We start from the raw sequence: 16,729 nt of genomic DNA, 5'->3' as shown, positions 1-16,729 counted from the left end.
AAAATGGAAAGCAAAGTTCTAGTTATTAATGCAGGTAGCAGTTCAATTAAATTAAGTTTATTTAAAAAGAGTGATTTAACTTTAATTGCTAGTGGTTTGGCAGAAAGAATCACACTCCCAGAAGGAAGAGTTGTCATTAAACACAATGGAAATATTCATGAAATGTTTGTTGATTTAGAAAATCACGAAGTAGCAGTTGAAAAAATTTATGAATTAATGCAAAATATCAGCTTAGTTGAAGATAAAAGCGAAATTGCAAACATAGGTTTTAGAGTAGTTCATGGTGGAAATTACTTTTTTGATGCAACTAAATTAGATAAAGATGCTATTTCAAAAATTGAAGAGTGTTCAATTTATGCACCACTACACAACCCTGGTGCTGTACAAGCTATTTTAGGATTTAAAAAAGTGTTTCCTAAAGCAAAATTAAGCGCAACTTTTGATACTTCATTTCACACTACAATTAATAAAATTAACCACACATACCCAATTCCTAAACAATTAACTGAAAAATATGGAATTAAAAAGTATGGAGCTCATGGTATTTCGCATCAATACATTACTGAAAAGTTAGCTAAAGTGTTAAATAAAGATAAAGTTACTTTTATTAATTTACACCTAGGTAATGGTGCAAGTTTATGTGCTGTAAAAGATAGTAAATCATTTGATACTTCAATGGGCTTAACACCATTAGCTGGAATTATGATGGGAACAAGAAGTGGCGATATTGACCCATCTATTCACGAATTTATTAAAACTCAAGCTAAATTAGATGTTGTTGAATTTACTGATATGTTAAATAAAGAAAGTGGTTTATTGGGTGTATCAGGTATTTCAAGTGATATGCGTGATCTAAGAGGTTTAGCAAAAGAGGGTAATTTAGATGCCGAATTTGCCATCGAATTATTTGCTCAAAAAGTAGCTGATTACACAGCTAATTACGCAAATAAAATTGGTGGAAAACCTGAAGCTATCGTATTTACAGCTGGTATAGGTGAAAATGACTTTAGTATTAGAAAAAGAATTATCAGCAAACTATTTTTTAGAAACATTGAAATTTGTGATCAAAGAAATGAAGCTGATTTTACAGATTACAAATTAATTTCTACTGATAATAGTGAAGTTCCTGTCTATGTAATTAGAACTAATGAAGAACTTTTAATTGCTAGAAATGCAGTAATGTTAGATGAAAAATAAAAAAATAGCTCTCTTTCCAGGGAGCTTTAATCCTATTCATGATGGTCATTTAAGCATTATTAAAAAAGCAGCTAAATTATTTGATTTTCTATATGTAGCTGTCACAATTAATCCAGATAAAGAAAAAGCAGATATAGCTAAAAACACTGAAATTGCTATACAAGAAGTTAAAAAACTTAACTTAGATAATATTTTAGTTATTTCTAACCCAAATAAATTTACAGCAGATTTGGCTAGAGAACTAAATGCAACTTATTTAGTACGTAGTGCAAGAAATAACATAGATTACGAATATGAATTAGAAATGGCTGAGGCGAATTTTCAACTTAATAATCAATTACAAACAATCTTGATTTTTCCTGATTTTGATAAAATTGAATATAATTCAACTATATTAAGACACAAGGAGAAAATGAATGTTTAAGTTTGTCCAATCTAGTTCAGCTAAAGAGAATTGATACAACCACAGCAACTATGAAGTAGCATTTTGGGGTCGTTCAAATGTTGGCAAAAGCAGCTTAATTAATGCTATTTGCAACAATTCAAAAATGGCTCGTGTGTCTAAAACACCAGGAAGAACACAATTATTAAACTTTTTCGAAAATGAACTTGGTGCTGTGTTTGTCGATTTACCTGGATATGGATATGCTAAGTTATCTCAAACCCAGCAACAAAAAATGTTAGATATGATTGAACAATATTTACTTGAAAGAAGTAACTTAAACCATATTTTTCTACTTATTGATGCTCGTCATGGTATTCTAAAAAATGACCGTGAAATTATCAATTATTTAACTGAACTAAATCGTTCATATACTTTAGTTTTTACTAAAGCGGATAAACTAAAACAAAAAGATAAAAGTGCTTTATTAAAAAGTATTGCTAAAGATCGAGCAGAATTAAATTTTAATGAATATTTTATTGTGTCTTCAGAAACAAACTTTGGGATTGATAATTTAATTACAGCGATAAATGATAAACTTGGGGGAGAAAATGAATAAAAAAACCAAAATTTTAGTTAGTTCAATGTTAGCTTTATCAACTGTTTCAATAGCTGGAATTGCTGCTACAGCGATTGCGATTGCTCAAACTAATGAGCAAAAAAATGAGAACTTAAAACTAAACCAATTCCTTAAAAACTTTAAGTTAGTAGCAAGTGGTTCTCTAGCTAAAAAGAATGCTAATAAACAACCAAACTACACAATTTATCCAGCTTCTTCATTTACAAGCAATCATACTTGAAGTGCTTATTTATTAGATCACAATCAATACCCAATTTTATATTCAAACCAAAAATTCAATCCAAGTGATTGAAAAACTATTTTATTCGGTAAACCATATGGTAGCAACTCTTCAGATGGAAAAACAACATCTTCACCATCAAATACACTTTTATCTCCAGAAGAACTTGATAAAAAACTATTTGTTTTAGAAAATATAAGAGATGCAAATCCTTTTTATGAAGTAGTTAAATTCATCACTCAAAACCCAGGTGTTCAAGAAGGTTTTTTTGCCAGTGGTAAAGATGCATTTGATGCAGCTTACCGTAGAATTGAGTTTGAATCATTTGCTAACGATTTAACTGGAGAATTATTTTTACGTTTAACTTTAACACCTATTAATGATGCAAATCAAGATAACCAAAAACAAGAAAAAGTAGTTCATACTTATGTTTTAAATGGCTTTAACAAAAATACCAATTTTATAGATGCTTTGTATCACTTTGATGATGTTGAATACACTAATGCTGTATCACTAAATAACAGTGCATTTACTAAATACCAAAATGCTACTGAATTTATTAATGCAGTAAACGAAGCAAATAGCGATGATACTAAAAAAACAGCACTAATAAATGAATTATTAAACTTACCACCCAAACCAAACTATGTTTCAATCGATTTATTAAAATCAAAATTAACTGTAACTGAAAATAATGGTGAGGTGCAATTATCATTCATTATTTCTTTAACTAAGAATATCCCAGCAGCCAAAAGCAACAATTTAGGCGCATATGAATCTAAAGATGTATCTGTTACAAAATCATTTACTTATTCAGGTTTTAATAACAGAGGATAGAGATTATTTAAAAATCGCAAGTAACTGCGACTTTTTTTATTCACTGATATGTTTTTAATTAAAATTACTCTAAAAGATAAAAAATAATACCAAAATATTTAAGTTAGTTTATTTCCTATAGTAAAACCAGCCTAAAAGTTTTTCTTATAATTTGATAATTTAAATATTAATACTATAATTCTAATTAGTAATTAATATGATAGTTTATTTTATTGCATATCATTTAGTTTAGTTTATATGTAAAGTCGCAATTTTGATTGACGACTTTTTCTTTTAAAAGAGTAATAATGCTGTGGGAAGAATATTGGTTTTAGATAAAAATCAACCTTTATAACTTATTCACCTAAAAAGAAATAGTAGCTCAATTAAATTCAAAAAAGTGGTTATTAAGTTAAAATTATGACAATTTTTCACAATTTTTGCCAATTTGTTTAAAAGTCTATAATTTAAATATATTCAAAAAAGAAATTTTATGAAAGACAGATGTTATGTAATAACATCTAGAGGTTGCTATGAAACATAAGCATAAATTTAAAAAATTATTATTACCATCATTAACAATTTTACCGATTATGGCAGTCGGTCTTGTTTCTACTTCATGTAATGAAGAAAAACCAGTTAAAAAAGCAACTAAACCAAGTCCTAAAAATGATAAACCAAAAGATACAAATGCTAGCACAAGTACTAGCGAAACAAATACTAAGCCAGTTACTTCAAACACCAATACAAGCGAATCAGTTTCTACAGAAACTGATGGGACATCTGCTTCAACTTCTACAACCGAAACCTCATCAACTTCAACTACTGATAACTCAACTAGTACAACCACAACCACTCCTCCAGTAACTCCAACAAATAGTGGTAGTGGCTCAACGAATACAATCACAACTACTCCATCAACAAATACTAAACCTAGCACAGGAACAACTAACGGAAGTTCATCAACTTCAGGCTCAAGTAATTCATCAAGCGGAACTAGAACTCAAAGCAATGGTGGAACTTCAACAAATACTGGTACATCAACTAGACCAAGCGGAGGAGGGTCAACAAGTAGCAATTCTAGTGCCTCTTCAAGTGGTAGTGGTTCAACGAATACAAGCACAACTACTCCATCAACAAACAATAAACCTACTAAGCCTGCAAATAACACAGGAAGTACAACTAATACAGGTGGATCAACCAGTGGTGCAAATAGATCAAGTGGAAATGGAACTACAGGTGGTAATTCTGGTACTTCTTCAACAGGATCTGGATCAAGTTCAGGAAGTGCTAATGCTAAACCTAGTACAGGAACAACTAACGGAAGTTCATCAACATCAGGTTCAAACAATTCATCAAGCGGAACTAGAACCCAAGGCAATGGAGGAACTTCAACAAATACTGGTACATCAACTAGTCCAAGCGGATCAGGTGGAAGTTCAAGTTCTGGGGCATCGAGTCAATCAGGTGGCAATAATAAACCTTCAACCAATACAAGTGGTAATTCTGGTTCAGTAGGTGGTACTACTACAACACCAAATACTAAACCTGTTAACCCAAAACCAGCCGTAGTTGAAATCCCTAAAGACCAGTGAGTTAAAACTAAAAACCCTGGCATTCACCATTATGAAAAATTTAAATTATCACCTCCAGATACAACACAAGAAAGAAGATTTTTAGATAAAATAGCAACTATTATCACTGCTGCAAATGCAGCAACTAATTCAAATGATTGAAATGCAAAAATTAATAAATTAGGTGCATTAATTAATGAATCAAACTTAACAGAAGACGAATTAATTAAATCTGGAGCTTCTATGTATTCTTCTAGATATGACTTTGTAAGAAGCGACTTAGGCGACGCAGTAAAAAAAAGTAGTACCAAGCAACACTGAAGTTAAATTCGTTTCACTAAACAATAGCCCAAGAGAATTAGGAACACTAGGTTCAAAAATCGGTAATGATAATAGACCATTAGAATTTAATATTGACTTCTTAGGTGGCAAATATTCATTTTTAGAAAGAGGACAAAGAATAGGTGGTGGTGGTGCTAACCCAAATAAAATGATTATATGAAATACATACGGTACGAAAAATCCTTTATATTTTGCAAATGGATTTATAAATGACACAACCTTAAACCAAACTGGTGGAGTATATGATAATAATACTGGTATTTATGTTAAAGGTTTAGGATTCAATACAGATGAAAGCGATCCACACAGATTTAATGTGCCAGATGATACTGCTGTTGTTATAACATTACAAAAAACAACAACACCTGGTTTATATAAAATATGATTTTTAGGTGCTAATGCTAATAAATATTGAATGGGTATTTATTCAAGAGGTGCTACAAGACAAGATAATATAAATGATCAAAGATGACTTGGTTTCTATACATTTATCAGAATGAAATAATGAATTTTAAAAAGCTGCTAAGCTGCAGCTTTTTTGTTTTTTTTCAATGCCAAATTATTAAATTATCATATTTAAAATAATGTTAAATAAGTGGTAAAATAATAGTAATAAAAATATTAAAAAATCAAATTAGGAGCATTGATGAAAATAACAAATAAAAGAACTAAATTAGTTGCTACTATCGGACCTTCAAGTGATAACTACGAAACAATGTTAGCACTTGTTAAAAACGGTGTTACATGTATTAGAGCTAACTTCAGCCACGGTTCATATGAAGAACAAGGAAACAAATTTGATTTAGCTAAAAGAGTTTCACAAGAATTAAGAATTCCAGTTTCATTATTATTAGATACAAAAGGACCAGAAATTCGTGTTGGTAAAATGAAAGATGGTGCTCAAGTTGTTACAGCTGGATCAGAAGTTTTAATTCACACAACTCAAGAAGCTTACCAAAACCTAGAAGGTACAGCTACAGAAATTTCAGTTGCTTATGATATGGCACAAGACTTAGTAATTGGGAACCAAGTTTTATTAGATGATGGTAAATTATCAACAGTTGTTACAGAAGTTGGAGCTGGATACGTAAAAGTTAAAGCTGAAAACACACACAAATTAAAAACAAACAAACGTATTAACTTACCAGGTGTTGACTTTACATTACCTTTCTTAGCCGAAAAAGATATCAACGATGTTAAATTCGGTATTACACAAGGAATTAACTATGTTGCTGCTTCATTTGTTAACTCAGCTAAAAATGTTAAAGAGTTAAGAGAGTTATTAGACGCTAATGGTGGAAAACACGTTCAAATTATTTCAAAAATTGAATCACACTTAGGATGTACAAACATTGACGAAATCATCGAAGCTTCAGATGCTATCATGGTTGCTCGTGGGGATCTAGGATTAGAAATTCCTTACTACGATGTTCCTTACTACGAAAAGAAAATGGTTAGAAAATGTCGTGAAGTTGGTAAACCAGTTATTGTTGCTACACAAATGTTAGATTCAATGGAAAACTCACCACACCCAACTCGTGCTGAAGTTACTGACGTTTACTACGCTGTTGAATTAGGTGCTGACTCAACAATGCTTTCAGGTGAATCAGCAAACGGAAACTTCCCTGTTGAAGCTGTTAAAACAATGACAGCGATTTCAAAACGTGCTGAAAAAGAATTCTACGGAAGAAACTACTACCCAATTCAATTAGAAAAAGTTTGAGAAAATTCAGACCAATCAGATAAAAGAACAAAAATCGCTTACGAAATTGCTAAAAAAGCAATCGATGGAGAATTTAAATTTATCGTTGTATTATCAAGAACAGGTTCATTATTAAAACAAGTAGCTAAATTCCGTCCAAATGCAACAATTATTGGTATTATTGAAGACCAAAAACTAAACAAAGGATTTGGAATTTACTCATCAGTATTTACATCATTAGATTCACAAGCTTTATTCCCATTAATTAAAGGTGATCACTCAAAAGCTGTTGAAGCTTTAGTTCCATATGGAATTCAAAAAGGTGATAGATATGTTGTTGTTGAAAACGACAAAATGACAGAACACGTTGTCAAATAGTCTAATTAGTTACTAATTATTAATTATATTTATTAAAAAAGCACAATGTTAATTTTCATAACAAGTGCTTTTTTCATTCCGTTATCTACTAATTTTAAGCAAAAGAAATATAATATAGGCACTTATATAATAAATATCAAATGCCAAAATAAATTTTTCCTATAAAAAGGAGGTCAGTATGAGTAAGAAAAACCTTAAAAAATGATTCTTTTTATCATTTATTTCATCAGTTATTGCTCCCATAACATTAATTAGTTGTACTGATACATTAGATAATAAAGATAAAAATACAAAAACTGAAAATGCTACCGACAAAAATATAGACGCAAATAGTTCTGTAACTGTAGATCCAGCAAATCCAGAAGTTCCCTCAAAACCAATGTATGAAGAACGTGAAGGTGACAATAATAATGAAACTGTTATAACAAAAGATAATATCAATCTTTCTTCAGTGGCTACAGACGCCAATGCAACAAATACAGTCGAAAGAAATAATGAAGTTAAAGAAATAACTTCAGATACATCTACATCAAGCTATAAAGATGTAGCACTACAAACTAATTTAGCTAGTAAATTAACTAATAAAGTTGATAGTGTAGCGTACTCATCACAGATTTTAGGATACGAAGACAGAAAAGGTATAAGTCATTCATATTATGAATCACCTGTACAAGAAAAATACAAAGAATATGGATTTAAATTCCCTGGATACGATTATAACTATGAAGGTGGTTGAGATGGTACAACCAGAAATTTCGCTAATTCCTTTTTAACTGTTGCAAATGGACAAAAAGTTAACATTTAAGAAGAACTTTTAGCAGAGAAAAACTCTGAAAATAAAGACTTTAGTGATCCAGAATGAATTAAAAAAGAAATCAAAAACGGAACTCTTAAAAAACACCCTGCTGCTGATAAGTTGTACGAAAGAAAAATTCCAGATACTGCTAAAGCTATAATTAAAAAGATTAATATTGATACTAAATTCCCTGGTTTTAGTAGTTTAGGGATTTATGGTGTTGCTGGTGAAGTTGTTGAGGTTGAATTTGATCAAGCTACATATGACGCCTTAAAGTACAATTATGGAAAAGATAACAACAACTTACCATTTGAATTAACTTACAACAGAAACTTTTGAAATAACTATCACTACAATAACAGTGGTCGTATTTCAAATAGATATCCTAAAATTCAAAGTAAATTTTTCTGAAAATTTAATGATATAGATCCAAAAACCAAAACACTAAAATTAGGTTCACCTTTTGGTGGTGGAATTTCAATGAATGTTTGATGAACTGTAAAAGATGCTTCAGGTGAACCGATTAGTTTAGGTATGACATTTAGAAATGCTATTGAAAACTTGCATTTTGAATACGGTAAAACCACTTTAGAAGATTAAAACAAACAAATTGAAAAAGTTAAATCTGGTGAAATCGCTGCACCTGCAGCTTCAATTCAAACAAGATATACTTCTATATTAATGCCATTTACTGGTAGAGATGAAGTTTCACGTGTTAAAGTAAGTGACATTAAATACCCAGGTGAAGTTCTAAGAAAATGAGACAACTTCTTTAGAATTTCATATAAATGAAAAAATTACAATGGAAATAGAATGGCTATGGACTATTGTGATGACATTTGAAGTGATGCTGCTGCTTGAAATGGTGGAAATATTCTATGAGCAGATACTTGAGCTGCAGCTAGCTACTTTAAAGGTAATTTAGATTTTAGTTATGATAACTGAGTTAACTATCATGAAATTAACCACTATTTTGAAGACTACCAAGACCCATTTAATGTAAGGGATCATGGATGAACAAATATTCCAACTGTTATTGACCTTTCATTTATTAACGACAAAACTAGAGAAAGAAATACATTAACATCTAATGATGAATACAATGATGGTTGATCAAGACTTGCTGAACCATGAGGAATTGCTAATACTTATACAGATTGATACGGAATGTATGCATCTATGGTTTATAACTTAGGTCCATTAAACTTCATTGAAGCAACTAAATATGTTGGTTATGTTGGTGCTAGAAATAATTTACCTAAAGCTGCTGTTGCATATTCAGATTACTTTAAATTAGATGTTCGTTATGCATTAAGTGGTTTCTTATACTTACCAGAACATAATAAGAACTTTAATCAGGTAATAAATAGTGTTTCAGCTGAAGATAGAGCGAAAATTGAAAAATACCCAGCATTTGATTTTGTCGGAAACTTATATGCAGCTGGTCAATATTTAAATACTAGTGGTAAAACTGGACAAGATACTTATGAATACAACGGAGATGCTTTACCTGCTTTTGAAATAGCAGCAGGACAACCATTTGTATTTCAATTTGATAAATTTATCAGATCACCAAATCCTAAATTTAAGTGAGATAGATTAAGTGTTACAGAAACTTCTAAATTAGGTGGAACATTAGAAGTTATTAATGGTGGTAAACAAGTTAGATATACTGCATCAAATAATAAACTTGAAGAAAATGATGAATTTGATTTAACAATCTATCCTGGAAGTTGAGATGGTAAACCTCAAAACTATGTAAAATCTTATAAATTCAAAATTAAAATTAGAAATGTAGTAAACAGACAACATATCAAAATTATTAAAGGTGAAGAACTTAAAAAGCATAATATCCCATTAAATAGTATTGATGCAATCGCAAAAAGCGTTCTTCCTAAAATTGAAAATAATACAATCGTAAGTCACGATATGATTAAAGATTATGACGGTACTAATTTCTTAAATAGAAATAGAGGTGATTTAATGCTTTCTGAATTCATCATTAAAACACCAGATTTAGGAACTTATATTTTCAATTGAAGTAAAGGAATGTCATGATTTAAAATTGACATTCAAAAAGATGGACAAGGTGCATGAGAAGAAGTCTTTAAAAAGAATGATGTTTTAGCTGATAACGATTCATTAAAAGCAGGTTTCCTAAACATTACTGGTAATTATGAATTTGTTAAAGTTAGAATCTGATATTACAATAGACACGATAATAGAAACTTTAACATTTGAATGTCACGTAGAGAGCCAGGGAGAAATGGTGCAGAAACAAAAGGTTATGACCTAAACACAGTAGTATATTCACCATATATTAATAATTTAGAACCAGATTTCCGAAACTGAGACAAATTCCGTGATGATGCAATATATGGATATAAACGTAGATTTTTACCAGAAGATCAAAGAGATCAATTAGAATACAAAAAATTTGTGCCTAAAGTTGCCACAAAACCTTCTGGTTATACAGTAACTGGGGTTGATAAATCTGGAACTGCTGGTTTTGATAAGGTGTTTGACGGAAGTGAATCAACTAGATTAGAATATTGAGGTGATGCAACAGTTGTAGCTAACCTTACATACCCTAAAAAAGAAACACTAAACTACATCTTATTTAAAAGATGAAACAATCATAAAAACTGATTTATAAGAAGTCTAAAAGTCGAAGCTAAAATGGAAGATGGAAGTTATAAAACAGTTGTAAACTGAACTGGTAGAGGTAAAGATTTACCTGACTGATGAGCTTTATACTTTAGTGAAATTGTAATGACCAATGAAGTTAGAATTACAATGGCTTCAAGTAATGAAGCTGGTAAAAGTGCAATGATTATCAGCTTAATGGAATTAGGTGATGATTTAAGAGTTCCAAATGCAGTAGTTGCTGCTAATAACACAAACAATGAATTTAGAGGAACTTGAGAACTTAAAGAAAACGATGCAAATACAGTAAATAGCTATATAAATGGTGTTTCTGCATACACTACAACTGCTAATTCATCAATCACCTTTAATGTTGTTGGAAATCAATTTAGCATTATCGGTAAATCTGCTGATAATCTTGGAAAATTTGATGTTTATGTTGATGATAAATTAGTTGGAGTTGATGTTTCAGCTGCTTCTAAAATCGCTAACTTCAATAAAATGTTATTCTTTGCTTCACTTGGTGAAAATGGTAAACACAAAGTTACAATTGTAGCCAAAGAAAATAAACCAATTTACATAAATTATCTAGCTACAAGCGATAAATAATTCAATCATTAGATTTATAATTCCAAACACATCTTAATTGAGATGTGTTTTTTAAAAACTGAATGTTATCACCAAGAATTAATAAAAAACACCTTTTTAGAAATAAGATTTAACTATTGTAAAAATATAAAATTGAAGCAAACGAGCTAATACTTTTACAGCCAAAAAACAACCAATAAATATCAAGAATTTAATAGCGAATTTAAATAAAATCAATATAATAAGGAAACTTATAACATTAACACTTAAACTGAATAAAAATCTTTACCTAGATATAAAAAATAACTATTAAATAAGGAGGTTGTATGAGTAAGAAAAATCTTAAAAAGCGATTCTTTTTATCACTTTCAGCAACTATTTTAGCACCTATAACTTTAGTTAGTTGTGAACAAGTAATAGAAAAAATAGAAAAAGTAAATAATAAAACTACTGAAAATACTGCCGATAATACAAAATCAACCGAAGAATCTAAAACAGAAAATAATAATTCTAATACTGTTGAACCAAATAATTCAAGTGCAAAAGATAGTGAAACAGTTTCAGATACTACAAATAGTACAAATACAAACGAAAATAACAGCACTCAAGAAAAAATCAATATATCAGCTGAAGGAAATAATTCCGGAAATACAAATACTGATAGTCACGGTAACACCGAATCAACAAGTAATTCAAATGAAAACGCAAATGCTGAAACTTCTACAAGCAACAACACAAATACTAGCTTAAATACTGAAACGATCGATGAATCTGAGACTGATGATAATGCGACAAGTTATAAAAATGTTAGATTACAAACTGATTTAAATAATCAATTAACTAATAAAGTTGATAGCGTTGCTTATTCATCTAAAATCATTGAATATACACCTAGAAAAGGTATTAATAAGCAATATTATGTTTCACCAGTTCAAACAAAATATAAAGCACATGGATTTAAGTTTCCTGGTTATGCTTTTAATTATGAAGATAATTGAGACGGTGTAGCGAATGAATACAGAAATTCATTTTTGACCGTTAATGGTACAAAAACCAATATTTCTGACATACTTCTAGCTGAAAAGAATGATGAAGGTAAAGATTTTAGCGATCCAGAATGAATTAAAAAAGAAATAAGTAAAAATACACTTAAAAAACACCCAGCAGCTGATGAAATTTACGAAAGAAAAATTTCTAATGAAACTAAAGCTATTGTTAAGAAAATTAACATTGACACTCAATTCCCAGGTTATAGCAGTTTAGGTGTTTATGGAGTTGCTGGTGAAGTGGTTGAAATTCAATTTGATGAAGATACTTACAATACTTTAAAACACAATTACGCTAATAATACACAGAATCTACCATTTGAATTTACATACAATAGAAACTTCTGAAATAACTACGGATACAATAATACAGGTCGTATTTCAAATAGATATCCTAAAATTCAAAGCAAGTTTGTTTATAAATTTAGTGAAATTGATCCAGAAACAAGAACTATAAAACTTGCATCACCTTTTGGTGGAGGAATTTCCCTAAATGTATTAAATACAGTTAGAGATGCAAGTGGTGAACCTATGATTTTAGGTATGACATTTAAAAATGCTATTGAAACTTTACATTTTGAATATGGTAGAACTACAATTGAACAATGAAATGATCAAGTAAGAAGAGTTAAAAGCGGTGAGATAGCAGCTCCAGCAGCCTCAATTCAGACTAAATTTACTTCAATTTTAATGCCTTTTACAGGCTTAAATGAAGTTTCAAGAGTTAACATTGATAATGTTAAATACCCAGGTGAAGTTTTAAGAAAATGAGATAACTTCTTTAGAATTTCATACAAGTGAAAAAATTACAATGGTAGACGTATGGCAATGGACTATTGTGATGACATTTGAAGTGGTGCAGCTGCTTGAAATGGTGGAAATATCTTATGAGCTGGGACATGAGCTGCAGCTGGTTATTTTACAGGTGATTTAGATTTTGGTTTTGACAATTGAGTTAACTACCATGAAATTAATCACTACTTCGAAGATCACGGATGAACTAATATTCCTTCAATTATTAACTTGTCATTTATTAATGATAAATCAAGACAAAGAAACACTTTAACTTCTAGTGGTGAATATGGTGCAGGATGATCTTGACTTGGTGATGCTTGAAGTGTAGCGGATAAAAACACTAACTGATATGGTATGTATGCTAATATGGTTTACAATTTAGGGCCTATAAACTTCATGGAAGCAACTAAATATGTTAGTTCAATTGGGTGAAGAAGAAGCTTACAAAAAGCAGCAGTTGGTTATTCAGATTTCTTTAAATTAGATGTTCGTTATGCTTTAGAGGCATTCGCTGGATTAAGAAAAAAAGCTTGAGAATTTAATCAAGTTGTTACATCTGTTTCAGAAGCTGATAAAACTAAATTATCTAAATATCCTTCTTTTGACTTTGTCGGAAACTTATACGCTGCAGGGCAATATTTAAATACCAGTGGTAAAACTCAAAAAGATACATATGAATACATTGGTGATGTTATGCCTGCTTTCGAAATTGCAGCAGGGCAACCATTTGTATTTGAATTTGATAAATATATTAGATCTGTAAATGATAAATTTGTATGAGATAGCTTAAGAGTTGAAAAAACATCTAAATTAGGCGGAAAATTGGAAGTTTTAGTTAATGGTAAACAAGTTAAATATACAGCTTCAAACAATAACTTAAATGAAAATGATGAATTTGATTTAACAATTATTCCTGGTACTTGAGAAGGAAAACCAGAAAATTATGTCAAATCATATAAATTCAAAATAAAAATCAGAAACGTTGTAAATAGACCACATGTAAGAATTATCAAAGCTAATGAATTAGAAAAACAAGGAATTCCTTTAACTAATATCGAAACAATTTCAAGCAAAGTTTTAGAAAAATTAAACTCTAATTCAATTGAAGCGCATGATATGGTAAAAGATTACGATGGTCCACACTACTTTAACAGAAGTAGAGGTGATTTAATGATTTCTGAATTTATTATGAAAACCAAGGAATTAGGTCAATATGCGTTTAACTGACCAGAAAATACTCAATGATTTAAGATAGAGATACAAAGAGATGGAACAGGTAATTGAGAAGAAGTGTTCAAAGTAAATGATACCCATGGTGGTAATAGTACTAGAAGAATTGCATTCTTAAATAGCCTTGTAACTCAAAATGATTTTGTTAAGGTTAGAATTTGATATTACAACAAACACGGACAAAACTCATTTAATGTTTGATTATCATATAAAAAAGATTCTCGTTCTGATTGATCAGATGGTTATGATATTAATAAAGTAGCTTATTCACCATTTATTAAGTCTCTAGAAGAAGATTTTACAGTTTGAGATAAATTTAGAAACGATGAAATATACGGATATAAACGTAGATTCTTACCAGAAGATAATCGTGATAATTTAGAATTAAAAAGATATGTTAAAAAAGTTGTTCCAACTATCGCTAGTTATACATTAGAAGGTGCTCCAAAAGACGGAAGTGCTGGTTTTGATAAGGTATTTGACGGTAAAGAAAATACTAGATTTGAACTATGAGCTAATGCAACAGTAGTTGCAAATATTTCTTACAGTAAAAAAGAAACTCTAAATTATATTCAATTCAAAAGATGAAACACTCATAAAAGCTGATTTGTAGGTAGTGTAAAAGTTGAAGCTAAAATGTCAAATGGTACTTATAAAACAGTTGCATCTTGAAGTGGTAGAGGTAAAACTCAACCAGATTGATGAACATTATATTTTAATGAAATAGTTACTACTGACGAAGTTAAAGTTACACTAACTTCAAGCAACGAAGATAACAATAATGCTATTATTTTCAGTTTAATGGAATTAGGAGCTGATTTAAGAAAACCTAATGCTATCGTTCCTATAAATAATATTAATAATAAATTTAGAGGTAAATGAGAACTAAAAACAAATGATGCTCAAACTTTAAATAGCTATATTAATGGTATTTCTGCTTACACAACCAAAATTAATTCTTCAATTAGTTTTGAAGTTACTGGTACTCAATTAGGTATTATCGGTAAAAGTGCTGAAAATTTAGGTACATTCGATGTTTATGTAGATGATGTTTTAGTAGGTGAAAATATATCAGCAGCATCTGAAAATACCAATTACAATAAAATGTTATTCTTTGCTCCACTTGGACAAAAGACAAATCACAAAGTGACAATTGTGGCAAAAGAAAATAAACCACTTTATATTAACTATTTAGCAACAAGTAATAAATAATATCAATCAAGTGTTAATAGCGCTTGATTTTCTTTATGTAATTAAAAGTTTAATTTAATATAATTAAATTACTAGCGCAAGGAGTTATTAATGACAATTACTAAAAAATTTAAATCATTCAAAACTGATAAGCAAGATTGATTAAAATATCAAGAATTGGGAGAAGAGTTTTTAAAAAAAGAAGGTAAAACAAACTACAAACAAAAAGATATTTTAGAAGCTGCTGCTAAAATATGCTCAACATATCACCACACCAAATTAACTGAAGAAAATAAAGGCAAATACCAAGTATCATTTACGTTTATTGAACGTACTGATTATTCAATTGAACATTGTGAGATTGAATTTGTTATTTATGTTGTTAAGTTCGATGACAACTTTACTTTTCCAAAATATGATCAAATTAAAGCTTCGAAAATCACACAATCAGAATCTCAGGTTAAAGAAGCATTAAAAACAGCATTGTCACATGTTTCTATTATTTATTCATTAGATAAAAAAGATTTGGATAAAGCTACTTTTTTTGGTTACTATGATCCAAATAGACCAGAAGAACCTAGATATATTCCTGTAGAAGAAAAAAATAAACCTGCAAACAAACATTTTAATGATTGAGAAATTAAACCAGATAAGGAAAGGCAAGAGTGACTTAAAAAAGAGAAAAAACCTTTCTTTTCTAACTTATTATTTACTTATGTAGGTCCTTATGAAAAAAGTCTCTTACCATATATTAATAATGGTATTTATAAAAATGAAGATGAGTATTTTGCCGCTATAATTGAAAAAGAAAAAAGATCTTGAAAAGCTTTCAGGTTATATGATATAGCTATTGAGTTTGTAACTTTATTTGCTAAAGATATTGATCTACCATATATAGATGAAATTTGTAAAAAAGGTATTAGTGACCCATTATTTGTAGCTGATCCAGGAGATATAAGTGAATCAGAACTTAGATATTCAACTATTAGTGTCATACTATATTCTATTGTTATATCAAAACAACTAAAAGAAGTGAACGAAAAGTTTGAAAAATTCGTTGAACTTTATAGAAGTCAATTCAGTCTTACTGATCAAGATAAAGCTTTAACAATTTACTTTATGCTTAGACTTGCTGAATGATATATTAAAACACATTATCCAGAATTAAATCCAGAATTTGTTTAAT

General features: G+C 29.8%; 12 protein-coding genes. All 12 read left to right on the top strand.

What is annotated here, in order from left to right:
• The first annotated feature begins 3 nt into the window (after nt 1-3).
• Entirely contained in the window at nt 4-1,197 is a 1,194-nt protein-coding gene (locus ACJA23_RS03270; RefSeq protein WP_406613960.1) for an acetate/propionate family kinase, read from the top strand.
• A complete protein-coding gene (gene coaD / locus ACJA23_RS03265) occupies nt 1,187-1,621 on the top strand; it encodes a pantetheine-phosphate adenylyltransferase (RefSeq protein ID WP_406613958.1) in 435 nt (144 codons plus the stop codon). Before ACJA23_RS03270 ends, coaD begins: the two co-directional genes overlap by 11 nt.
• A complete protein-coding gene (gene yihA, locus ACJA23_RS03260) occupies nt 1,614-2,198 on the top strand; it encodes a ribosome biogenesis GTP-binding protein YihA/YsxC (RefSeq protein ID WP_406613956.1) in 585 nt (194 codons plus the stop codon). Before coaD ends, yihA begins: the two co-directional genes overlap by 8 nt.
• Nucleotides 2,191-3,276: an MAG1430 family protein gene (locus ACJA23_RS03255; protein ID WP_406613954.1), complete on the top strand. Its 1,086-nt coding sequence runs from the start codon at nt 2,191-2,193 to the stop codon at nt 3,274-3,276. Before yihA ends, ACJA23_RS03255 begins: the two co-directional genes overlap by 8 nt.
• A gap of 512 nt (nt 3,277-3,788) precedes the next feature.
• Nucleotides 3,789-5,156: a hypothetical protein gene (locus tag ACJA23_RS03250; RefSeq protein ID WP_406613952.1), complete on the top strand. Its 1,368-nt coding sequence runs from the start codon at nt 3,789-3,791 to the stop codon at nt 5,154-5,156.
• A gap of 163 nt (nt 5,157-5,319) precedes the next feature.
• Nucleotides 5,320-5,676: a hypothetical protein gene (locus tag ACJA23_RS03245; RefSeq protein WP_406613950.1), complete on the top strand. Its 357-nt coding sequence runs from the start codon at nt 5,320-5,322 to the stop codon at nt 5,674-5,676.
• A 141-nt stretch (nt 5,677-5,817) separates the two neighbouring features.
• Nucleotides 5,818-7,251 (top strand): pyruvate kinase, encoded by a 1,434-nt coding sequence (gene pyk / locus ACJA23_RS03240; RefSeq protein ID WP_406613948.1) that lies wholly within the window; start codon nt 5,818-5,820, stop codon nt 7,249-7,251.
• A 178-nt stretch (nt 7,252-7,429) separates the two neighbouring features.
• A complete protein-coding gene (locus tag ACJA23_RS03235; RefSeq protein ID WP_406613946.1) occupies nt 7,430-8,056 on the top strand; it encodes a hypothetical protein in 627 nt (208 codons plus the stop codon).
• A gap of 111 nt (nt 8,057-8,167) precedes the next feature.
• The gene (locus ACJA23_RS03230; protein ID WP_406613944.1) at nt 8,168-8,647 is read left to right on the top strand and encodes a hypothetical protein; all 480 of its coding nucleotides are present in this window, start codon (nt 8,168-8,170) and stop codon (nt 8,645-8,647) included.
• Nucleotides 8,648-8,728: 81 nt separating this feature from the next.
• Entirely contained in the window at nt 8,729-11,302 is a 2,574-nt protein-coding gene (locus tag ACJA23_RS03225) for a hypothetical protein (protein ID WP_406613942.1), read from the top strand.
• 305 nt (nt 11,303-11,607) lie between these two features.
• Nucleotides 11,608-15,564 carry a hypothetical protein gene (locus ACJA23_RS03220; protein WP_406613940.1) on the top strand — a complete coding sequence of 1,319 codons (3,957 nt, stop codon included), beginning with the start codon at nt 11,608-11,610 and terminating at the stop codon, nt 15,562-15,564.
• Between the two features lie 90 nt (nt 15,565-15,654).
• Nucleotides 15,655-16,728, top strand: a complete 1,074-nt coding sequence (locus ACJA23_RS03215; RefSeq protein ID WP_406613938.1) for a hypothetical protein — start codon at nt 15,655-15,657, stop codon at nt 16,726-16,728.
• Nucleotide 16,729: the final 1 nt, after the last annotated feature.

The sequence above is a fragment of the Mycoplasma corogypsi genome, assembly GCF_045276875.1.
Lineage (GTDB): Bacteria > Bacillota_I > Bacilli_A > Mycoplasmatales > Metamycoplasmataceae > Mycoplasmopsis > Mycoplasmopsis corogypsi.
This window is presented reverse-complemented; position numbering and strand designations above follow the sequence as displayed.